A 21,706-nucleotide genomic window follows, 5' to 3' on the forward strand; every position below is an offset into this window, starting at 1 on the left:
GTGATCGCTCAGAACCACCGGTTCTGATCACTCTGAACGCCCAACGGGCCGGGCGAAGAGTGATCGCTCAGAACCGCAGGTTCTAGTCACTCTGAACGCCCGACGGGCCGGACCGGCCAAATGCCTGCGTAGGAGGCGTTTGGCGGGGCTGTGGAAATCTGGTGCTGATTAGAAGAGCGATAGTTCCAGGACTTGTTCAGAACTTTCCTGGTGCTGAGCAACAGAACGTCACCCTTACAGCTTGTATCGCCCCAACCGAAAGACGCCCTCCGCCGTGCCGATGCACACAAAACGACCTTGAACCCCGTTTATAGGTGGGACAGCTCGCGAGATCTCAGGCTTTCCGCACATGGCGGACATGCACACCGACCTCAGCACTGCAACCCCGGGGTGGTCGATAGGAACAAGGCAAATGTTAGGTGTGCTGTCGCACACGGCAGAGAACGACGCGCCTATTTTACCGATGCACTGAGCACACCTTCAAGCTTATGTTTCAGCGCCTGCACGTGCTGTGCCACGGAATCGGCCTGATGGCTGCCTTGCTGACGCGCGGCGATGAGCTCGTGCGTGATGTTCAGCGCGGCCAGTACGGCGATGCGGTCAAGACCGCTCGCGCGCGCAGCGCTCTTGACTTCACGCATCTTGCCGTCGAGATAGGCCGCGGCGGCGACGAGCCCAGGGCGCTCCTCGTCGGTGCACGCAACCAGGAATTCGCGGTCGAGGATGCTCACGGAAACCGGTGCGGGTGTGCTCATGGCAGGGCGGTGAACCTTTGAAAAGCGGGGATCGGTCAATGCCTGTTCGAATCAAGGAGTGTCAGACGCTTGCCAGGCGGGCCTATGACGAGTGGAAGTCACAAGAGCGACTTCACATCGTCATCGGTGTGCTCCCGGTTCACGCGTTCTGCTCGAGCGACTTGAGTCGCGCGATCATCGCCTCCACGCGCGTGCGCGCCTGTTCGTTCTTCTGCAGCAGCAGGGCGCGCTCGTTGGCCAGCTGTTCCTGGCTCTGGCGCAGGCTGCGGTTCTCCTCGGACAGGCGTTGGCACAGCTCGACCAGACGATCGATGCGGGCGCTGACCTCGGTGAGGTCGGCAAGCGTGTTCTGGGCCGCGGACATGGTCCGGAATATAGCAGAGGGGCAGGGCACCGCAACGGCGCGGCGGCGAGCCCGTGCCGGTGGTCACAGGACCGCGGGCGCACCGCGTCGCGACTTGAGGAATTCCAGGCAGCGTTCGGCCGACAGCGGCAGCGACAGCCAGTTGCCCTGGATCTCGTCGCAACCCTGTTCGCGGAGGTACTCCAGCTGTTCGCGGGTCTCCACGCCTTCGGCGATCACGTTCAGGCCCAGCGAATGCGCCATCGTGATGATCGTGGCGGTGATCGCTTCGTCGTCCGGGTCGGAGGTGATGTCGCCGACGAACTCCTTGTCGATCTTCAGCGTGTCGATCGGCAGGCGCTTGAGGTAGGACAGCGACGAATAGCCCGTGCCGAAATCGTCGATCGCGAGCGACACGCCGATGCCCTTGAGGTCGTTGAGCGTACGCACCGACTGCTCGGCGTTGTTCATGATCGTGCTTTCGGTCAGTTCGAGTTCTATCTGTTGCGGCGCGATCGAATGCTCGGCCAGGATCTCGCACAGGCGCCGCGTCAGCTCGCCGCGCAGCAGCTGCAGCACCGACACGTTCACCGCCATCACCACATCGTCGATGCCTTGCTCGCGCCAGCGTGCGAGCGTGGCGCAGGCGCGGCTGAGCACGAACTCGCCGATGTCGATGATGAGGCCCGCTTCCTCGGCCAGCGGAATGAACAACGCCGGCGAAATCTCGCCGAGATCTTCGCTGTGCCAGCGCAGCAGCGCCTCGACGCCGACGATGCGGCCCTCGGTCAGCGAGAGCTTGGGCTGGAACACGAGGCGGAACTCGCCGCGCTCCATCGCTTTGCGCAGCGCACCGACCATCGTGGCGCGACGGCGCGCAGCCGAGTCCATCTCGGAAGTATACATTTTATACGTGTTGCGGCCGCTCTCCTTGGCCTGGTACATCGCGGTGTCGGCGTACTTGAGCAGATCCGTCGGCACCTGGGCGTGATCCGGATACAGGCTGATGCCGATCGATGGCGAGATCACCACTTCCTGGCCCGCGTCGAGTTCCAGCGGCTCGCCAAAGGCCTGCAGCAGTTTCTGCGCGATGTGCTCGGCTTCGGCGCCGTCGTGCACGTCTTCGAGCACGACCGTGAATTCGTCGCCGCCGAGGCGCGCCACCGTGTCGCTGTCGCGCACATGCGCGCGCAGGCGCGAACCGGCTGCCTTGAGCATGCGGTCGCCGGCCGCGTGACCCATCGAATCGTTGACGTGCTTGAAGCGGTCAAGGTCGAGGAACAGCACCGATACGCGGCGGCCGTTACGGCGCGCGCGCATGATGGCGTGGCCGAGGCGCTCGCCGAGCAGCGTGCGGTTGGGCAGTCCGGTCAGGGTGTCGTAGTTCGCGAGGTAGCGTAGTTCCTGCTCGGCGCGCTTGCGGTCGGTGATGTCGGAGAGCACGCCGACGAAATGCGTGCGCGTACCCTGGGCGTCGCGCACTTCGGCCAGTTCCAGCCAGCTCAGGAATTCCTCGCCGTCCTTGCGCCGCTGCAACAGCTCGCCGCGCCAGTGGCCGGTCTGGCTCAGCGTCTCGCGCATCTGTTCGTAGACTTCGGGTGCATGCTGCGGTGAGTTCAGCAGCGCCGCGTTGTGCCCCAGGACTTCGTCCTCGCGGTAGCCGGTCATGCGCGTGAAGGCGAGGTTGACCGAGGTGAAGCGGTAATCGAGGTCCGTCACGGTGACCGCTTCGGTCATATTGCGGATGACTTCCGCGGCGATGCGGCGCTCGCGTTCGGCCAGGCGGCTCTCGGTGACGTTGCGCGCCGTGCCGCTGATGCGAGCCGGCTGGCCATCGTTCTCGCGCTCGACGATCTTGCCGCGCGACAGCACCCAGATCCAGCCGCCTTGCGCATGTGCGACGCGGTGTTCGGATTCGAAATGGTCGGTAACTCCGGCGACATGGTCGGCCATGATGCGGTCGACGCGCGCCAGGTCGTCCGGGTGTACGGCGAAATTGCGCCAGTCCCCGGCGCTCAGGCTTTCTTCGGGCGAGCTGCCGAGTAGCTGGTCGGAGCCGAATCGGTAGATGCGTCCCTCGCGCATGTCGTAGTCCCAGAATTCGTCGCCGGAACCCCAGAGCGCCAGACGCAGGCGGTCCTCGCGCATGCGCAGTTCGTTCTGGTGGCGCTGTTCTTCGGCTCGCTGGCTGCGCCGCTCGCGCCAGATCGCAAGCACGATGAGGCTGGCCAGGCTCGCGTAGGCGAGCTTCATCCACGTCGATGCCCACCAGGGCGGCACGATGTCGAACGCGAAGCTGCTGCTGCGCGCGGTGTCCGGATCGCTCGCGGCGTTGCGCACGCGGAAGGTGTACTGGCCCGGGTCGAGATTCGTATAGGTCACCTCGTGGCGTGTGCCTCCGTCGATCCAGTCGTCATCGAAGCCGTCCAGCTTCCAGGCGAAGCGATTGGTTTCCGGCGCGGTGTAGTCGAGCGCGGCGAACTCGAAGCGCAGCAGGCGCTCGGCCTGGGCGATGTCGCGCCGCGTCAGTGGCCCGGCCAGAGGCTCGCGCACGCCGCCGACGGTCAGCGCGGTGAGCACGACCGGTGCGTCGTAGTGCTCGCGCGCGAGGCTTTCGGGTCGGATCAGGTTGGTGCCGTTGACGCCGCCGAACAGCAGTTCGTTCGGACCCAGCGCGAAGGCCGCCCCGCCGTTGAACTCGTAGGCCTGCAGCCCGTCCTTGAGCGAGAAATTGCGCACGGCGCGCGTGGCCGGCTCGTAGCGCGAGATGCCGCGGTTGGTCGACAGCCACAGCGCGCCCGCCTGATCCTCGAGCAGTCCGTAGACGGTGTTGCTGGCCAGTCCTTCCTGGGTCGACACACGCGCGAAGCGCGCAGCGCTGTCGGTCAGCTGTTCCAGGCGCAGTAGGCCGCTGTGCGTACCGATCCAGATCCTGCCGTCGCGGCTTTCGAGGATGTCGCGCACGAGGTTGCCGGTCTGTGGCCCATGCGCGCCGCCGGCCGTGCCGAGCCGGCGCAGGCGCCCGCTGGCCGGATCGAGCAGGGCAAGTCCGTCCAGCGTACCGACCCACAGGCGACCCTGACTGTCCTCGCGCAGCGCCAGCACCATGCTGTGCGGCAGGCTTTCCGGATCCGCGTCGTCATGCCGCCAGCTCTGCACCACCGCACCGTCGCGGTAGCGCAGCAGCCCCTTGGTGCGCGTGCCGATCCACAGGCTGCCATCGCGGCCTCGCGTCAGGCTGCGCGCCTCCTGGTCACCGCTGGCGATCGCGGTCGCGCCGCCGAGCGCGGGGACGTCGGCCAGGCTGGCGCGGCGCTGCTGCGTGTCGTAGTCGAACACGCCGTGGCTGGTCGCCAGCCAGATGCGGTGCTCGGTGCCGCCGACGATGTCGTAGACGCACAGTTCCTGCGGCGACACGGCCAGGCCCAGCGCGCGGCCGATGGGTTCGCTGGTGTTCTCGAACTGGTCGCGCTCGCGGTCGTATCGTTTGAGTCCGTCGCCTTCGGTGCCGATCCACAGGTATCGCCGGTCGTTTGCCCAGAGGCTGCTGACCATGTTGCGCGTGACGCGGTCGCGTGGCGATTCCAGTTCGACCAGCCAGCTGAAGGTTTCGCTGGTGGGCCGTGTCGTCGCGACGCCGCGGGTCTCGCCGCCGAGCCAGAGCAGGCCGGAACGGTCGATCATCAGCGTGGTGATGAACTCTTCGGGCAGCGAACCGGGCAGGTCGCGCTGATGGTGCAGCCATTCGGCCGCACCCGTACGCGGATCGAGGCGCACGACACCGTCGCCGCGTACGGCGAGCCAGAACTTGCCGCTGGCGTCTTCGACCACGTCCGACACATTGGCCGGCTCGGCGTCGACCGCCGGCCACACCTGCTCGGTGCGGGTGCCGTCCGCGCTGACCCGCAGCAGTCCGACCGGCGTGCCCGCATACAGCGTACCGTCGCGGCTGACCAGCGCCGAAAGTGTGCGGCGCAGCGCCGGTGCCGGCAGGCGCGTCGCTTTCACCGCCTTGCGGTCGATCTTGAGCAGGCCCTGGCTGGTCGGCGCGTAGAGCGTGCCGTCGGGCGCGTCGACGAAGCGGCGCTGCGGCCGCAGCGGCAGCGGGTCGCCGGGATCGAAGCGGAACAGCGACTGGCGCGTGCCGCGTTCGGTATCGATCAGGTCGACGCCTTCGCGTGAGCCCACCCAGATCGCTGCGGGCGAGTCCGCCTGCAGCGCGCTGATGCTGTTGCCGCGCGGCGTGGTCGCACGGCTGCCGGGCGGAGGGGGGTGTACGGTGCCGGTACGCGGATCAAGGCTGGCCAGTCCTTTCGCGTTGGTGCCGACCCAGATGCGGCCCTGCGGATCCTCGGCGATCGCCGTGACGAAACTGTCGGGAAGGCTGTCGCTGCGCTCCGGGTCCTGTTCGAAAACCCGAAAAGCGTAGCCGTCATAGCGATGCAGACCACCCTGGGTCGCGATCCAGACAAAGCCGGTGCGATCCTGCATCAGCGCGCTGATGGTGTTCTGCTGCAGACCCTGTTCGCTGCCGAGATTGTCGAAATAGAACGTGCGTAGCGCGGCCTGCGCGCCGACGCAGCACAGCAGCAGTCCTGCCAGCAGGCATGCGCGTGCGGTAGCGTTTCGCCCTCCCCCGAGGTATTGCCAGAGTGTCACGCAGCCCGCCCTCCCCTTGACTGCCGCGCGGGCAGTGTAGGCGCAAGCCCCCACTGTAACTAGCCCACGATTTCGCCCACCATGAATCAGCAGCGCGTCGCAACAGGCGTGCCAGGCTCGACGCTGTCGCGCCGGTGGCGGGTACAATCGCGCAACCGTGTCTGCGTTCGGATTCGCCATGAACAGCATCGCCATCTCCCATGCCGAACTCGGCATGGTCCTGCATGAGCTCGAATTCGGCGTGGCCGCGAGCGATCTGCACGGTTCCCTGACCGGGTTTCTTTGCGGCGGAGGCGTCGCCTCGCCACGCAACTGGCTGCAGCGGCTGGAGATAGAAACGGATCAGAGCGTGGAAACGCATGCGCGCATGGAGCTGCTCGACCGCCTGTTCCGCGATTGCCGCGCCCAGCTCGACGATCCCGGCTTCAGCTTCGAGCCGCTGCTGCCAGGCGATGGCGAACCGCTGATCGAACGCGCCGATGCGCTGGTGCAATGGTGCCGCGGCTTTCTCGGCGGCCTCGGCCTTTCCGGCGCGAACGCGGGCAGCGCACTGTCCGACGACGGTGCGGAAATCCTGCGCGATTTCGGTGCCATCGCCGCCTCGCAATTCGAATACGACGATGCCGAGGAAGACGAATCGGCGCTGGTGGAAGTGCTCGAATTCATCCGCGTCGGCGTGCTGCTGCTGCACTCGGAACTGGCGCCGCTACCGGCGAAGACCGCCGAAGCCGGCCGTAGCCTGCACTGAAGCGGATCCTGCCTTGATCGCCGCCCGCGAATATGCGCGCCGCCGCCGCCAGCTCATGCGCCTGGCTGGCGACGACGCCATCGTCATCGTGCCGGCAGCGCCGGAACGCATCCGCAACAACGATGCGCCGTATCCGTACCGGCAGGACAGCGACTTCCACTATCTCTGCGGATTTCCCGAGCCCGACGCCGTGCTCGCGCTGCTGCCGGGGCGCAACCAGGCCGAAACCATCCTGTTCTGCCGCGACCGCGATCCGACGCGCGAGGCGTGGGACGGCCCGCGCCTGGGCCCCGACGGCGCGGTCGAATCCTGCGGCCTCGACGATGCGTTCCCGATCGAGGACATCGACGACATCCTGCCCGGCCTGATCGAAGGCCGCAGCCGTGTCTACTATCACTTCGGCCGCGACAGCGAGTTCGATCTCAAGCTCATCAGCTGGATCAAGCGCGTGCAGACCTTGCGTGGTCCTCTGGCCCGCGCCCCGCATGAATTTGTAGCCTTGTCCCATCTGCTGCACGACCTGCGCCTGTACAAGTCGAAGGACGAGCTGGGGCTGATGCGCCAGGCCGCGAAGATCGCTGCCGAAGGCCATCGCCGCGCGATGTGCGCGACGCGCCCGGGGCTGTACGAGCATCAGGTCGAAGCCGAGTTGATCCACGCGTTCCGCAGCGCCGGCGCGGTGCCGTCCTACGAACCCATCGTCGGCGGCGGCGCCAACGGCTGCGTGCTGCACTACCGCGCCAACAACGCGCTGCTGCGCGACGGCGACCTGCTGCTGATCGACGCGGGCGCAGAATATGCCTGCTACGCCTCGGACATCACGCGCACGTTTCCGATCAACGGTCGCTTCAGCGCCGACCAGCGCGCGCTGTACGAGATCGTGCTGGCCGCGCAGGACGCCGCGATCGCGCAGGCGCGGCCAGGCAAGGCCTGGACCGCGCCGCACGACGCCGCGGTCGCGGTCATCGCACGCGGCCTGTGCGACCTGGGTCTGGTCGCCGGCAAGCCCGCCGCCGCGATCGCGAACGGTGCGTACAAGCGCTTCTTCCCGCACAAGACCGGCCATTGGCTCGGCCTGGACGTACACGACGTCGGCGACTATCGGGTCGACGGCGAGGCGCGCCAGCTCGAGCCAGGCATGGTCATGACAGTGGAGCCCGGCATCTACATCGCACCGGACGCACCCGGCATCGAGGCGCGCTGGCGCGGCATCGGCATCCGCATCGAGGACGACATTGCCGTGACGCGTGCCGCGCCGGAGATCCTCACCGCCGGCGTGCCGCGCACGGTCGCGGAGATCGAGGCGCACATGAGCGCGGCGAAATAGCGGACGCGGGCGTGGGCGAGGACGTCGCTGGCCTGCCGCGCAGTGACTCATGCTGGCCATAAAGTGCGATGTGTTGCTGATCGCGCCACGCCGCAGATGCAAAACGAATCGACGTTGCTGCAATAGCGACAAATGGATAAAGGAATTCGCGTGAAGCCGATCGTCGCCGCTGTCCTGCTTTGCGCTGCGTCGCTGGCCAACGCGGCAACCCGCCCGGTCCACTATGGCCTGTTCGGCGACCTGCATGTCGCACGCCCGGCGGACGGCGCCACGCGCACAGTGCTGTTCGTGTCCGACGGCAACGGCTGGGACGCGCGCGAAGACGCCTACGCCGATGCGCTCGCGGCCGGCGGTGATCTCGTCGTCGGCATCGACCTGCCCGGCTATCTGAAGGAACTCGATTCGATCAGCACCGACTGCGCCTATCCGGCGGCACACGTCGAGGAAGCGAGCCATTGGATCCAGCGCCACGAGAATCTCGCCAGCTATTCCGCGCCGTGGCTCGTCGGCCTGGAAGGCGGCGCAACGCTCGCCTATGCAATCGCCGCACAGGCTCCGGCTGGTACCTTCGACGGCCTCGTCACGCTGGGCTACGACTTCGGCCTGCGCCTGCGCCAACCGCTGTGCGCCGGCGATGCCGGTGAGGCCAGCGTCGCCGACGCCGCGCGCGGGTTTCGCGTAGTCCCGGTCGCGCGTCTCGGCAATCCTTGGCTGCCGCGGCCGTTTGCGCCCGGCGCACGCATCGAAGGCCTCGGATTCGATGTCGCTGCGCTGCGTGGCCGACTGCCGATGGCCGCGCGTCCGGCCGACGCAGGCCCCGCGGCGCTCGCGAACACGCTGCAGCGCTGGAGTCACCGCGACGCTCGCCAGCGCGAACCACTGCCGCAGGATGTCGCCGACCTGCCGCTGACCGAAGTCACGCCGACGGCAGCTCATACCCGCACCGAACGTATCGCGATCCTGCTGACCGGCGACGGCGGCTGGGCCGGACTCGACCAGGGTGTTGCGGAAGCGCTGGCCGCCGACGGCGTTCAGGTCGTCGGCTTGTCCACGCTGAAATTCTTCTGGCAGAGACGCTCGCCCGACGAGACCGCCGCCGCCATCGCGCGCGTGATCGGTCACTACACCGCGGGCAAGCCCGCCGCGCGCGTCGCACTGGTCGGCTATTCCTTCGGCGCGAGCCTCGTGCCGGTCGTGTTCAACCGTCTACCCGAGGCCGCACGCGAGGCGATCGACCTGCAGTTCATGATCTCGCCCGACGATGAGGCCGTGTTCGAGATCAAGGTCGGCGACTGGTTCGGCGGCGCGCACCACGACGGCGCGCTGCCGATCGCGCCGGAACTGGCCAAGTCCACGGTACCGGTGCTCTGCCTGCACGGTCAGGACGAAGACGACAGCCCTTGCACGAAGCTTCCCGGCGACAAGGTTGCCGCGCTGGACCTGCCCGGCGGGCATCACTACGACGGCGACTATGCGGCGATCGGGAAGATCATGCTGGAGCACTGGCCTGAGCAGCAGTGAGCGTGATTCGTCAAATTCCCGCGACATTCGCCGGAACAGACGCAGTGCGACGGCCAGGACGCGCTTGCTCAGGGGGCGGTGCGTTTCTTTGGCTGCGCCGTGATGTCTGACGTTTGAGCTCAGCAGACAGACTTATTCGCCGTTGAGCTTGTCATCCTTTCAACAACCGCCGATACCCGCCCGCCACCAGCGCGGCCACGTCGACCAGCAGTCCCGGTACCCATACGCCGCGGGGATAGGCGAGGTAGGAGCCGGTCCAGTCGGGGCGGAATTTCTCCTTGTAGCGTCGTATACCCTGGTAGTTGTAGCGGCTGTTGCCGTAGCGGAACGCGAGCGAGGCGAGGCGCTCGTTGATGCGCGCATAGGGATTGGCGCCGACGTTGGACAGCGGCGCCATGCCGAGGCTGAAGCGTTCGAACTTCTGCTCCTGCGCCCACTGCATGACGCGCGCGAACAGGAAGTCCATGCTCGAGCGTGGCGCGTCGGGAACATGACGCATGAGGTCGACGCTGGCTGTGCCGTTGCGGCCGTAGGGCGGCAGCACGTTGGCGAAGGCGACGAGGCGTTCGTCGTGAAAGACCAGGGCCAGCGGTCCCCATTCCAGGTAGGCGGGGTCGAAGCGGCCCAGCGAATACCCTTTTTCGCTGCCGCCCTTGTCGGCGAGCCAAGTGTCGGAGACGCGCTCGACGTCGGCCAGCAGTGCAGTGTCGAACGGCGGCTCGCGCAGTTCGAAGCGCAGGTTTTCCTTGGTCGAGCGGTTGACCGCCTGGCGCAGATCTTCCCAACGTTTGCCCGACAGCGAGAATTCGTCGAGCCGGATCGTCGCGAGTTCGCCGAGCTTGAACAGGTCGAAGCCGTGGTCGTGGAAGCGCGACAGCTCCGGTTCGAGCACTTCGTAGAACACCGGCACGCGGTCCTGGCTGTCGGCGAAGCGGCGGAAATCGAGGATCGCGCGCGAAACCGCGGCCTCGCTGCCGCAGGGTGAACCGAGTGCGACGAGGCGGTCGCGGATCGTGCCGTAGGCGACGACGGCGTGGCGGTCGCCGGCCCAGAACAGCGACTTGTCGCCCATGAAGGTCATGTGGCCGAATTCGCCGCCGCCGTGGCGCCGGTAAAGTTCGCGTGCCTCTTCCAGTTCGGCACGCGGCGGCAATGCGGGCACGGGCCGGCGCACGGCGAAGCTCTGCCAGATTAGATAGATCGCGACCCCGAGCGCTGCGGCGACGAGGCCGCGCGCAAGGCGCGAGGAATGCTCGCCGAAGCCGACGTAGAACAGGTCGAAGGAATCGTCGCCGAGCACCGCGGCGACGCCGACGGCGAAGAACACGATGACGACGGCCGCCAGTCCCGCGATCCATCCCGCGGTTGTGAACGAACCCAGGTGCATCGCGCGCTGGCTGAATGCGCTCTTGCGCGAGCGAAGCAGCAGCGCGACGCCGAGCAGGAACAGCGCCTCGCCGTAGTGCAGTCCCTTGGCCAGCGCGAGCAGCGCGCTGAGCGCGAGCACGAACTGGGTGAGGCGATAGGCGACGCGCACGCGACCGTCGATGCCCCGCGCGAGACCGAGCAGCAGCACGCCGGTGACGACGCTGAGCCAGTACGAGCTTTCGAGCGTGAGCAGCGACAGATACGCACCGGCCGCGCGCAGGCGTTCATGCAGTGCCGGGATCGCGGCCGAGGCCAGCAGCAGCGTGCCGGCGGCGAACGTGAATATCGCGAGCAGGCGTATGCCGAGGTCGGCGAGCAGGCTCGCCGGCAATTGCAGCAGTCCATACAGCGGATGCCCGGCGAGGCGGTCGCGCAGCCGGGTCAGTTGCGGCAGGCGATCCACGAGCAGACCCGAGCCGAGATACAGGCCGACGAACAGCGGCAGCAGGTAATAGCTGAGGCGGAACAGGAACAGCCCCGACACGACGGCGGCCTGGTCGTGGCCGGCCTGGCCCAGTGCGAGCAGCAGCAGTCCGTCGAATACGCCGAGGCCGCCGGGAACCAGGCTGACGAGGCCCAGCACCGACGCACCGGCGAACGCGAGCAGCAGTTCAGCCGGCGTGACCGCGGCGCCGCTGACCTGTAGACAAATATATAAAGTCGACGCGGCGAGCAGCCAGTCGAGCAGCGACAGCGCGCTGAGCTCGAGGCGCAGGCGTAGGCCGGGCAGCGTCTGCGCGGGCGGCAGCCAGCGCATCACGCGGCGCTGGCGCGTCAGCACGAAGTACAGCGGCAAATACAGGCTTGCCGCGACCAGCACCGCGAGCGCAAGCCAGCGCGTCGCCGTGCCGGGCATCAGCGGCAGCATGCCGGACACGAGGCCGAAACCGACCAGCACGGACAGCCCGAGCGGCAACGCCAGGGCCTGCATGCCGATCAGGCTTGCCGCGCGCGGCACATCCACGCCGCGGCCGGTCAGACCCATGAAGCGCACGCCGGCGCCCATCGCGCCGGACAGGCTGACCGTATTGGCCAATGCATTGGCGATCAGGGCGAGGCGCAGCAGCTCGCCGCGACGCAGGTCGATGCCGAGCCAGCGCGCGATGCGCAGATCGACGAGGCCAGTCACGGCGACCGCGAGCAGCGCGAACACGGCGATGCCGGCGGCCGGCAGCGTCGGGACCGCGATCAACGTGCGCTGAACCTGGGTGAGGTCGAAGCCTTCGAGCTCGCGCCACACCAGCCAGCCGGTAAGGCCCAGGAAGCCCATCGGCACGAGCCAGCGCAGCAGGTTCCTGCGCCGACCGGCCGGTGTTGCGGTGTCGTCCGTGGATGGAACCGTCATCGGCATTTCCCGTGAATCCGGCGTCGGTGCGGCAGATCGACTGCAAACCGCGCGGCAAGTTGCACCGGCCCGCTGATGCCGCAGCGGCAAGGCGGACGATTCCGTGCCAGAAGCCCAAGCTGTACTGGCGCAGAGCCCACTACTTGATCAGTCTCCATTGCTGAATTCTTCGCGTCGTAGCGAGTGACTTCAGGCTCGTGGGCTTCGAACTTATCGACATCCGTTAGGCATTCCATGCCCGTATGGCAGCGACAATCTCATTCATTCGGGCTTTCCAGTCGAAGCGTCGCGTCAGCAATTCGATCGTCATAAAGGGCGCGCAACGTTCGGCGAGTTCGACTTTGTCGATGCTCTTACGCTGAAGGCGTGTTTCGAGGTACGACTTGGCCTCTTTAGCCGGAAAGAAGAATTCATACTGGCTGGGGTCAGGGAGATCATGAATGCCAAATGCTTCCGTCAGAATCTGCCCCGTGAGGTAGTTTTCAATCTCTTTGGTATCGGTAACCCATGCAATCGCACGTGGTATCTGGCGGACCTCGTCGCTGGTGCGCTGCACGCGTTCCTTGAGTTGTCCTCGCTTGGTAGAAAGATCGCTGTCGCAGACAAGTACGATGTTGGGGTTTATGCGAAGCAGATTGGAAAATTCGCTCGATTCGACGTCAGGAGTAGTGACTTGATAGCGCGCAAGTAAGGCGCCGCCATAGAAGGCGCATTGGTAGTGGCGACCTTCGCTCAGTTCCCCGTTCGAAACCAGCGAAATCCAGCGATTCATGTAGACGCGATCCGATGGGCCTTCGACCCAGACGATACCGTTGGCTTGCAACAAATCAGACGGCCGGGCGCCTAGCGTTGAGATTGCGTCGAGTCTGTCGAAATGGGCCGTAATTCGCTTGGTTGTTGCAGTTTTTCCGTCGTGAACTACATGGGTGATCTGTGCATGCGGCGCAGATCCGAGCATATCGATCATCACCGGAGAGTGTGTAGTAAGGAATACTGGTGACCTGGTCTTCAGCGCGTGCGACTCGACAAACGCGATCAAGCGACGCAAGAGTGCCGGGTGCAGGTTGTTCTCAAGCTCTTCGAACGCGAAAACAAATTCGGTTTGTGGCCTTCCTGGTATTTTCGGAAAGACAATAAGGTTTAGAAGAACAAGGATAACTGTCTTTAAACCGCTGCCTGATTTGCTCAGTGCGACCTGGCCTTTGTGTGCTTCACCGAGAAAGACTTCCCAGTGACCAGTGCCTCCTTTGTCAGCTTCATCGTGTTGGCGCACATCAAGGCTCGTGAAAATTCCGTCGTCCCGAAAAACGGAATTCACTGCATCGAGCAATTCACGTTGAATCACATCCTTTGGAAGGCTCGAGCTCGTGATGAATTTTCTTATCAGATTCGTGGCTCCAGCGCCGTCTGGTTCTAGAGAAAGATCTTTGACAGCAGGCTCTGGGCGGATGTCCCGATCGGCGAGTAGATGACGGAAAGCTCTGCCGGAAAATGGCGGCGGAATTCTTGCCAGCATTTTCCTGTCTGCCATTTGGGTGAGCCTCGGTCCGTCTGTAATCGTGGTTCCATCACGCAGTTCAACTTGAACATCCGTCACTTCGCCATTGCGGGTCGTCCAGCTGGCTAAGGCACCGACGAGAGCCTCGCCATGTTGGCGCCAGTGGTCTCCAACGAGGCCGTCGCCTGCTTTTCCTTCACGGAAGACGTTTCGAAGGTCGATTTCCTGCAATGCCGCGCGGCGCCTTACCGGCCAATTGGCTGCGTCGACATGGGTGTTGCAAAGCTCTTTCACCAAGTCGAGTAACTGGGACTTTCCAGTGTTGTTGCGGCCAATTACAACGTTGATTTGAAGGAATTCGTCAAATCCAGCCCAGTCAGTGCGGAAACATGCATGCTGATTGAAGTAGGCCGAAGTGTTTTCCATTGAAAAACCTCGAGCGTGAGGACAAATAGTCAGTGCAGGTCAGGCGATTTTGCTTTGATTTCTATTCGGCGTTAGCTTGATAAGGCAGCGCATTGCTTGAAATAGAAGGAGTTCAGGAATCGCGCCTAAGCTCGGTCGTTCCGCGTCGTGGCTTCAGCGCAGCAGATCGCCGACCGAATCGGCACCCGGCACGAAGAAAGCGATGGCCCAGCCGGCCGCCGCGGCGAGCGCGGCGACGCCGGTGAAGCGCCAGAACGTGCGCGCCAGCGCCGTCTTGAGCCAGTAGCGCTCGCGGTCGATGCCACGCACGTGCCGGTAGAGTCCGCCGGCCAGGGCCACGTCGACGAGCAGCTCGGCAAACAGCACCGGAGCGACGGAAATGATGGAAAACGCGGCAAAGATGGCCGCGAACAGCGCGACCGCGGCGACGATGGCGAGGCCGATGAAGGCGCCTTCGCCGTCGGGAAGATCCAAGCCGGTGTCGCCGGTGTCGGGCACGCTGCTGTCATGCGCCGAAACCGGTTCGTACGCATTGGTGCTGCCCTGATCGGCGATGTCGAGGGCGAGATCGGCCGCGTCCTCGTGCGCGTCGTGGTCGCGCCGCTCCCAGTGCAGCCAGCACCACAGGAAGAACAGGAAGGCGACATAGGCGATCGCGACGGAAAGCGGGTAGCGCAGCAGCATCGACGCGAGCCCGGCCCACAGCAGCAGGTAGGAGGCGAGCAGCCCGGACGCGGCGGTCAGTGCCGCGATGACGCCCATGGCCAGACGCGGCGAATGCAGACGTTCGACGAGCCGGCGGTAGCGGCTGACTTCCCTGTCCCGATTGAACACGCGTTGCGGTTCGCGCATGCGGAGTTCTTCCCCTGGTTTTCTGTCCGGTTGTCGAGAAAGGGGGACAACCCCTTTCTCAATCGAACGGTGCAAACGGAGCTTGCCCACGTTCTCCGAAAATCCCTCGCTTACACGAGGGATTCTCGAGCGATCCATGTCGGATCGCACTAGCACTCTGTCTTTCAAAAGCCTGCTTGGCCTCAACGCGATATCGCGCCCGGTGTGATCAATTCAATGCCATGAAGGCGTCGCGGGTCAGGTTTTCCGGCTCGCCTGCGGTGCAGGCGACGTCGTCTTCGATGCGTACGCCGCCGTACTTTCTGAACGCGTCGACTTTTTCCCAATGGATGTCGCTGGCCTCGGGGCGCTGCTTGAGTTCGGCCAGCAGCAGGTCGATGAAATAGATGCCCGGTTCGATGGTCATGACCTGGCCCGCATCGAGCATCCGCGTCAGGCGCAGGTAGGGATGGCCGTCGGGCTTGGGCAGCGTGCCGCCGTCCTCGGAAGCCTGGAAACCGCCGATGTCATGCACTTGCAGGCCGATGTAGTGACCCAGCCCGTGCGGGAAGAACACGCGGGAGACGCCGGATTCCACCGCGCTTTCCGCGCTCATGCGGACGAAGCCCTGGTCGCGCAGGATGCCGGCAAGCACGAGATGCGCATGCAGATGCAGCTCCGGATAGCTCTTGCCGGGCCGCACCTGGCTGCAGAAGTCGCGCTGCGCGTGGTCGACCGCGTCGACGAGTGCGCGGAACTCCTCCGCACCGGTGCCCGCATAGGTCCGCGTGATGTCGCAGGCATAGCCGTGGAAGCTCGCGCCGGCGTCGATCAGGAACGCGTGCGAGTGCACCGGCGGATTGCGTTCGAGGTTGGTGTAGTGCAGGACCGCACCGTGCTCGTTGAGGCACACGATGTTGTTGTAGGGCAGTTCGTTCTCGGTCTCGCGCGCGGCGGCGAGATAGGCCATCTGGATCGCGTATTCCGACGCGCCGCCACGGAACGCGGTCTCGGCCGCGCGGTGCGCGCGTGCACCCAGGTGCGAGGCGACTCGCATCATTGCCAGCTCGTAGTCGGTCTTCCAGGCGCGATGCCAATGCAGGTGATTGAGCACCACCTCGGGGTTGTTCGGCCGGTGCGTGCCGACCGTGGCCGAGTCCTCGCCAATGATGGCGCAGCGCCCGACCTGGGCCGGCAGGTGCGCCGCGGCCTCGCGCGCTTCGCGCACGATGACGATGTCGAAATGCTCGACCCAGTAACCGGCCGGCGCTTCCGGCACGACGTGCCAGTAGTCGTGCGGCTGCAGGTAGATCAGCTTGGGCTTCTGTCCCGGCGTGATCACGAGCCAGGATCCCGGCGCCTTGGTCACCGGCAGCCAATGCTTGAAGTGCGGATTGACCTGGAACGGGTAGGGCAGGTCATCCAGGAACTGATAGTGCGGCTGGCCGGCGGCGATCAGCAGGTGATCGAAACCGCCGCGCAGCAGCGCGACGCTGGCGCGTTGCTGCAAGGTGGCCAGATGGTCGGGATATAGCTGGCTGAGCAGGGCGGTAGGCATGCGAGGCTCCGGCAGGATGCCCAGGGATTGTGCCTGAGGCCGCACGGGTGCCGCGAACACACGCGCCGTGGCGCAGCTGCTGCACCGGTGCGCACCTCTAAGACTCGGGGTCCGAGCCGGCCGCCGACGTGGCGCCGCCCCGGCGTTTCCGGCGGGCGTAGTCACCCCGTACGGTCGTTGCGCAGTCCGCGGCATCGCCGCCGCCCCTGCAATCCGGCATGGGACAGCGCACGGCGCGCCACCGACGATGCGGGCAGAGGAACCCCGCCGCACACCCGCCGCTACACCGCCTGCCCAACCAGGAGCCCGCCCATGATCGATCGCCGTCAATGGTTGCAATTGGCCGGCGCTGCCGCCGCGGCCTGGGTCGTGCCCGGGCTCGTCGCCGCGGCGATGCCGAAGCCGGCGCCGCCCGCGAAACGCTTGCGCATCCTGATCCTCGGCGGTACCGGTTTCACCGGTCCGCACCAGGTCCGCTACGCGCTCGAACGCGGCCACACGCTGACCCTGTTCAACCGCGGCCGCAAGACCCGGGAATGGCCGGGCGACGTCGAACAACTCCAGGGCGACCGCAACACCGGCGATCTGGCCGCGCTGAAGGATCGTGAGTGGGACGTCTGCATCGACAATCCGACAACCTTGCCGTTCTGGGCACGCGATGCGGGCCAGCTGCTCAAGGGCAAGGTCGGTCACTACATTTTCATCTCCACCATCTCGGTCTACGCCGCGAACGACACTGCTGACGCCGACGAGAGTGACGCGCTGGCGCAGTACACGGGTCCCGACGCGATGCGGGAAACCCAGGACAGCGTGCGCGCGAACATGGCGCTGTACGGCGCGCTGAAGGCGCGCTCGGAAGCCGAGGTCAGGCACTGGTTTGGCGACACGGCCACGGTGATAAGGCCCGGGCTCATCGTCGGTCCCGGCGACGAGACCGACCGCTTCACTTACTGGCCCGCGCGCATCGCGCGCGGCGGCGAGGTGCTCGCACCCGGCAGCGGCGAGGATCCGGTGCAATTCATCGATGCGCGCGATCTCGCCGAGTGGACCATCCGGATGGCCGAGCAGCGCGCGTTCGGCACCTTCAATGCGACCGGTCCGGCGACGATGCTGCGCATGCGCGGGATGCTCGAGGGCATCCGCGGCGCGCTGAAGTCCGATGCGCAGTTCATCTGGGCTGCAGCGGATTTCCTCGAAGCGCAGAACGTGTCGCCCTGGGGCGATATGCCGGCGTGGATTCCGGCCGAGGGCGATTCGGCCGGTTTCGCGCGGCGCAGCAACAAGAAGGCGCTCGCCAAGGGACTGGATTTCCGCCCGCTCTCTGCGACTGCGGTCGATACGCTGGGGTGGTTCAAGGCCCAGCCGGAAGAGCGCCAGGCAAAGCTGCGCGCGGGAATCAGTCCCGAACGGGAAAAAGAACTTCTTGCGTTGTGGAAGTCGCGTGCCTGAGCGTTCGCGCTAGGGTGCGCGCATCGCGCAGGACTGTGCGGCAACCGTGCCCTGCAACGCGCGACTTTGGTCGCGTCCATGACCTCGGGCCGAACCGCACCGGCTCTGCCTGGGCTACGCTCGGGACTTCATCCTGCCGGGAATGGCCATGTACCGATCCGCGTTGGCGTCACTCGTGCTGCTGTCATCCGCGACCCTGGTTCAGGCCAAGCCGACTGGCGCCGACGAAACCGAGTTCCGCGCGCTGTACAAGCAGCTCGTCGAGATCAATACGACGCTGTCCGTGGGCAGCTGCACCAGCGCGGCCAAGGCCATGGCCGCGCGCCTCAAGGCCGCCGGCCTTGCGGATGAAGACCTGCAGATCCTCGCGCCACCCGAGCGGCCCAACGACGGCGCGCTGATCGCCCGCTATCCGGGCAGCGACACCAAGGCCGAGCCGATCCTGCTGCTGGCGCATCTGGACGTCGTCGAGGCGCGGCGAGAGGACTGGGAGCGCGATCCCTTCACGCTCGTCGAGGAGAACGGCTTCTTCTACGCTCGCGGCGCAAGCGACGACAAGGCCATGGCTGCGGTGTTCACCGACAGCCTGATCCGCTACAAGTCCGAAGGATTCGTGCCGCGCCGCGGCATCACGCTCGCGCTGACCTGCGGCGAGGAAACGCCGGACACGTTCAACAGCGTGGAATGGCTGCTGCAGACGCGGCCGGATGTACTCAAGGCCGCGTTCGTCATCAACGAGGGCGCCGGGGGCGAGTTGAATGCGCGGGACGAGCCGGTCGCGCTGCAGGTGCAGGCCGGCGAGAAGGTCTATCAGGATTTCCATCTGGAGATCACCAATCCGGGCGGCCACAGCTCGCGGCCGGTCAAGGACAACGCCGTGGTGCAGCTGGCCGGCGCGATCGGGCGTATCGGTGCCTACCAGTTCCCGATCCGCCTCAATCCGGTCACGCGCGCCTACTTCCAGCGCCAGGCCGAGCTGTCCGATTCCGCCGTCGCGCAGGACATGCAGGCCGTGCTGCGCGATCCGCCGGACGAGCCCGCGGCGCAGCGGCTGTGGGCGCGCAATCCAGGCTGGAACGGCACGCTGCGCACGACCTGCACGCCGACCATGATTGACGGCGGGCACGCGCCGAATGCGCTGCCGCAGCGCGCCAAGGCCAATGTGAATTGCCGCATCCTGCCCGGTGAGCCGGTCGATGCGGTCAGGGCCAAGCTCGTCGAGCTGATCGCCGACGAGAAGATCGCGTTGTCGCTTGCCGGCAAGCCCGGGCTGGCGTCATCGCCGCCGCCGCTGTCGCGGGAAATCCTCGATCCGGTGCGCACCGTCGCGCATCGCGTCTGGCCCGGCGTGGCGATCGTGCCGACCCAGTCCACCGGTGCCACCGACGGCCGCTTCCTCAATGCCGCCGGCATTCCGACCTATGGCATCTCGGGCATGTTCCACGACGCGGAAGGCAGCCGCGCGCACGGTCTCAACGAGCGCATCCGCGTGAAGTCGCTGCTCGACGGGCGCCGGTTTCTTTATGAACTCGTAAAAATTTACGCCATGCAGTGACGCGGGCCGCGGTGCGGTCGACAAGGCTAGGCGAGAAAGAGGTCTGCAATGCGGCGGCACGTCGCCTCGTCCGGAATCGCGCCTTCGCCCGCGCCGATGTTGTCGGCGAGGTAGGCCGGATTGCGTGTGCCCGGAATGACGCAGGTTACGGCCGGCTGGCCGAGGATGAATTTCAGCGCCAGCTGCGCCCAGCTGCCGCAGCCCAGTTCCCGGGCCAGTGCCGGCAGCGGCTTGCCGCGCGTGCGCCGCAGCAGCTCGCCTTCGGCGAACGGGCGGTTGACGATGACCGCGACGCCGTGCGCCGCGGCTGCCGGGAAAACGGTCTGCGCCGCTTCGGGTTCGAGCACCGAATAATTCACCTGTACAAAATCCAGCGCACCTCTTTCGATCCTCGTAACCAGGTCCTTGTGCGCGGCGGCCGTATAGTGCGTGGCGCCGATGTAGCGGATGCGGCCTTCGTGCTTGAGTGCCTGCAGCGTAGCCAGGTGCGTGTCGTAGTCGAGCAGGTTGTGGATCTGCAGCAGGTCGATGCGCTGACGGCCGAGCAGGTGCAGTGACTGACCGATCTGCGCGCGACCTTCCGCCCTGCCGCGTGTCCACACCTTGGTCGCGATGAAGGCGCGCTGCGGCACATCGGCCTTGGCCAGCAACCGGCCGAGCGCGGCTTCGGCGCGGCCGTACATCGGCGAGGTGTCGATCAGGCGCGCCGGCCCCGGCGTCGCCAGCAGCAATTGCAGGGTCTTCAGCGCTTCGGAAATGGCCTGGGCGTCATTGTCGATGTCGAATGCCTGCCAGGTGCCCAGGCCGATGCAGGGCAGCTTTGCTCCGTCGCGCGGAATCGTGCGCAGCGCCGGCTCCGCGGCGCGTGTGGCGACGCTATGCATGGCGACGAGTGCAGCTCCCGTGGCGGCAAGGAAGCGGCGGCGAGTCAGGGTGTACATGGCTGCAGTGTCCCGGTCTGGCCTGTGACGATGCTAGCGCGCCGCCCGACGTGGCGAGGGTCGTTCCGGCGCACATGACCGGCGATCTGGCGCGGCAGCGCTTCAGGCCACGAGCCCCGGATCGGTATTCGCACCGCAGACGATCACGGCGACTCGTTCGCCGGGCTGCGGCACATAGGCCCCGCTCAGCAGTGCCGCGAGCGCCGCCGCGCCGCCAGGCTCGGCGACGACGCGCAGCTGCGACCAGAGCAGGCGCTGCGCGGCAACGATCGCCTCGTCGTCGACGAGCACGCTGGTTAGCCCGCGGGCGTGCGCAACCTGGAACGCGATGTCGCCGACACGACGGGCACCGAGCGAATCCGCGGCCACGCCGCCGACGTCGACGTCGCAGGGCTCGCCGAGCGCCAGTGCTGCATTCAGCGCGCGGCTGCGCTGTGGCTCGACGGCGACGATGCGGGGGCCGTGCGCGTACCAACTCGCGACGCCGGCGATCAGGCCGCCACCGCCGACCGCGACGAGGATGCTGTCGAGCTCGCCGCATTGGTGTTCGAGTTCCCGCGCGAGCGTGCCCTGGCCCGCGACGACGGCGAACTCGTCATAGGCGTGAATGCTCAGTGCGCCGGTTTCGGCCTGGCGTATGCGGCTCGCGGCCAACGCCTCGGCGTAGTCGCGGCCACCGATGCGCAGCTTCGCACCGTAGTCGCGCAGGCGTGCGATCTTGGCCGGCCCGGCGATCTCGGGCACGAAGATTTCGGCCTGCAGGCCGAGTTCGCGCGCCACGTAGGCGACCGCCGCGCCGTGGTTTCCGCCCGAGGCCGCGATGAGTCCGCTGTCCGGAAGCCGTGTCTCCGCGAGCACGCGGTTGAACGCGCCGCGTGGCTTGAACGAGCCGCTGTGCTGCAGGCATTCGAGCTTGAGGAAAACCTCCGCGCCGCCGGCGGAGAATCCCGCACCCGGCTGCACGACCGGCGTGACCCGCACGCGACCGAGGATGCGCGCCGCAGCGGCTTCGATGTCGGCGCGTTGCGGCACGGAGATGTTCGGATAGGGTTTCTGCATGTCGGTCATCTACGCGTCCTGCACGTCGGTTCCGATGCATTGTGGCTGTGCTTTCCCATTGCCGCGCGTGCCTTTCGCTGGCCGCAAGGCGGCATTCAAGCCGCTCCGCGCTCGCGAACAAGAAGTTGTCGCCAGATCCGCTTTTGATCCTGGAGCCCCCTTGAGTCAAGGGGGCGGCGCGGGGGGGGGCCCCCCCCCGGCCCGGGGGGGGGGCGGGGGGGGGCGGGGCGCGGGGGCGCGGCCGCGCGCCTCGAGCGGGATCC

14 protein-coding genes and 1 other RNA gene are annotated in these 21,706 nt (G+C 66.4%); 5 read left to right on the forward strand and 10 right to left on the reverse strand.

What is annotated here, in order from left to right:
- Nucleotides 1–262 precede the first annotated feature (262 nt).
- The 4 genes from ssrS to RUU78_RS00535 form a co-directional block, all read right to left on the reverse strand.
- Nucleotides 263–446: non-coding RNA, 6S RNA (gene ssrS, locus RUU78_RS00520), on the reverse strand.
- Nucleotides 447–452: 6 nt separating this feature from the next.
- Nucleotides 453–794 (reverse strand): cell division protein ZapA, encoded by a 342-nt coding sequence (locus RUU78_RS00525; RefSeq protein ID WP_313912628.1) that lies wholly within the window; start codon nt 792–794, stop codon nt 453–455.
- 100 nt (nt 795–894) lie between these two features.
- Nucleotides 895–1,119, reverse strand: coding sequence for a TIGR02449 family protein (locus RUU78_RS00530; protein ID WP_313912629.1), 225 nt, complete (start codon nt 1,117–1,119; stop codon nt 895–897).
- A gap of 63 nt (nt 1,120–1,182) precedes the next feature.
- Entirely contained in the window at nt 1,183–5,757 is a 4,575-nt protein-coding gene (locus tag RUU78_RS00535; protein WP_313912630.1) for an EAL domain-containing protein, read from the reverse strand.
- A gap of 178 nt (nt 5,758–5,935) precedes the next feature.
- Between RUU78_RS00535 and RUU78_RS00540 the strand changes: the two genes are divergently transcribed.
- From RUU78_RS00540 to RUU78_RS00550, 3 genes are all read left to right on the forward strand, one after another.
- Nucleotides 5,936–6,505, forward strand: a complete 570-nt coding sequence (locus RUU78_RS00540; RefSeq protein WP_313912631.1) for a UPF0149 family protein — start codon at nt 5,936–5,938, stop codon at nt 6,503–6,505.
- 13 nt (nt 6,506–6,518) lie between these two features.
- Nucleotides 6,519–7,832 carry an aminopeptidase P N-terminal domain-containing protein gene (locus RUU78_RS00545; RefSeq protein ID WP_313912632.1) on the forward strand — a complete coding sequence of 438 codons (1,314 nt, stop codon included), beginning with the start codon at nt 6,519–6,521 and terminating at the stop codon, nt 7,830–7,832.
- A 150-nt stretch (nt 7,833–7,982) separates the two neighbouring features.
- The gene (locus RUU78_RS00550) at nt 7,983–9,353 is read left to right on the forward strand and encodes an AcvB/VirJ family lysyl-phosphatidylglycerol hydrolase (RefSeq protein ID WP_313912633.1); all 1,371 of its coding nucleotides are present in this window, start codon (nt 7,983–7,985) and stop codon (nt 9,351–9,353) included.
- A gap of 151 nt (nt 9,354–9,504) precedes the next feature.
- Here the strand turns inward: RUU78_RS00550 and mprF are convergent, their stop codons facing one another.
- From mprF to pepQ, 4 genes are all read right to left on the reverse strand, one after another.
- Nucleotides 9,505–12,126 carry a bifunctional lysylphosphatidylglycerol flippase/synthetase MprF gene (gene mprF / locus RUU78_RS00555; protein ID WP_313912634.1) on the reverse strand — a complete coding sequence of 874 codons (2,622 nt, stop codon included), beginning with the start codon at nt 12,124–12,126 and terminating at the stop codon, nt 9,505–9,507.
- A gap of 223 nt (nt 12,127–12,349) precedes the next feature.
- On the reverse strand, nt 12,350–14,050 hold the full coding sequence (locus RUU78_RS00560) for an ATP-binding protein (RefSeq protein WP_313912635.1): 1,701 nt from the start codon (nt 14,048–14,050) through the stop codon (nt 12,350–12,352).
- A gap of 153 nt (nt 14,051–14,203) precedes the next feature.
- Nucleotides 14,204–14,902, reverse strand: coding sequence for a hypothetical protein (locus RUU78_RS00565; RefSeq protein ID WP_313912636.1), 699 nt, complete (start codon nt 14,900–14,902; stop codon nt 14,204–14,206).
- Nucleotides 14,903–15,110: 208 nt separating this feature from the next.
- Nucleotides 15,111–16,439: a Xaa-Pro dipeptidase gene (pepQ, locus tag RUU78_RS00570; RefSeq protein ID WP_313912637.1), complete on the reverse strand. Its 1,329-nt coding sequence runs from the start codon at nt 16,437–16,439 to the stop codon at nt 15,111–15,113.
- A gap of 312 nt (nt 16,440–16,751) precedes the next feature.
- Between pepQ and RUU78_RS00575 the strand changes: the two genes are divergently transcribed.
- Together RUU78_RS00575 and RUU78_RS00580 are read left to right on the forward strand one after the other, a co-directional pair.
- Complete coding sequence (locus RUU78_RS00575; RefSeq protein ID WP_313912638.1) at nt 16,752–17,888, forward strand: NAD-dependent epimerase/dehydratase family protein; 1,137 nt, start codon at nt 16,752–16,754, stop codon at nt 17,886–17,888.
- Nucleotides 17,889–18,036: 148 nt separating this feature from the next.
- Nucleotides 18,037–19,443 (forward strand): M20/M25/M40 family metallo-hydrolase, encoded by a 1,407-nt coding sequence (locus RUU78_RS00580; protein ID WP_313912639.1) that lies wholly within the window; start codon nt 18,037–18,039, stop codon nt 19,441–19,443.
- Nucleotides 19,444–19,469: 26 nt separating this feature from the next.
- Here RUU78_RS00580 and RUU78_RS00585 read toward each other — a convergent pair whose 3' ends face one another.
- Nucleotides 19,470–20,384 (reverse strand): aldo/keto reductase, encoded by a 915-nt coding sequence (locus RUU78_RS00585; RefSeq protein WP_313912640.1) that lies wholly within the window; start codon nt 20,382–20,384, stop codon nt 19,470–19,472.
- 102 nt (nt 20,385–20,486) lie between these two features.
- Entirely contained in the window at nt 20,487–21,452 is a 966-nt protein-coding gene (locus RUU78_RS00590) for a threonine/serine dehydratase (RefSeq protein ID WP_313912641.1), read from the reverse strand.
- Nucleotides 21,453–21,706: the final 254 nt, after the last annotated feature.

This window comes from Tahibacter sp., assembly GCF_032229445.1.
Classification (GTDB): Bacteria; Pseudomonadota; Gammaproteobacteria; order Xanthomonadales; family Rhodanobacteraceae; genus Tahibacter.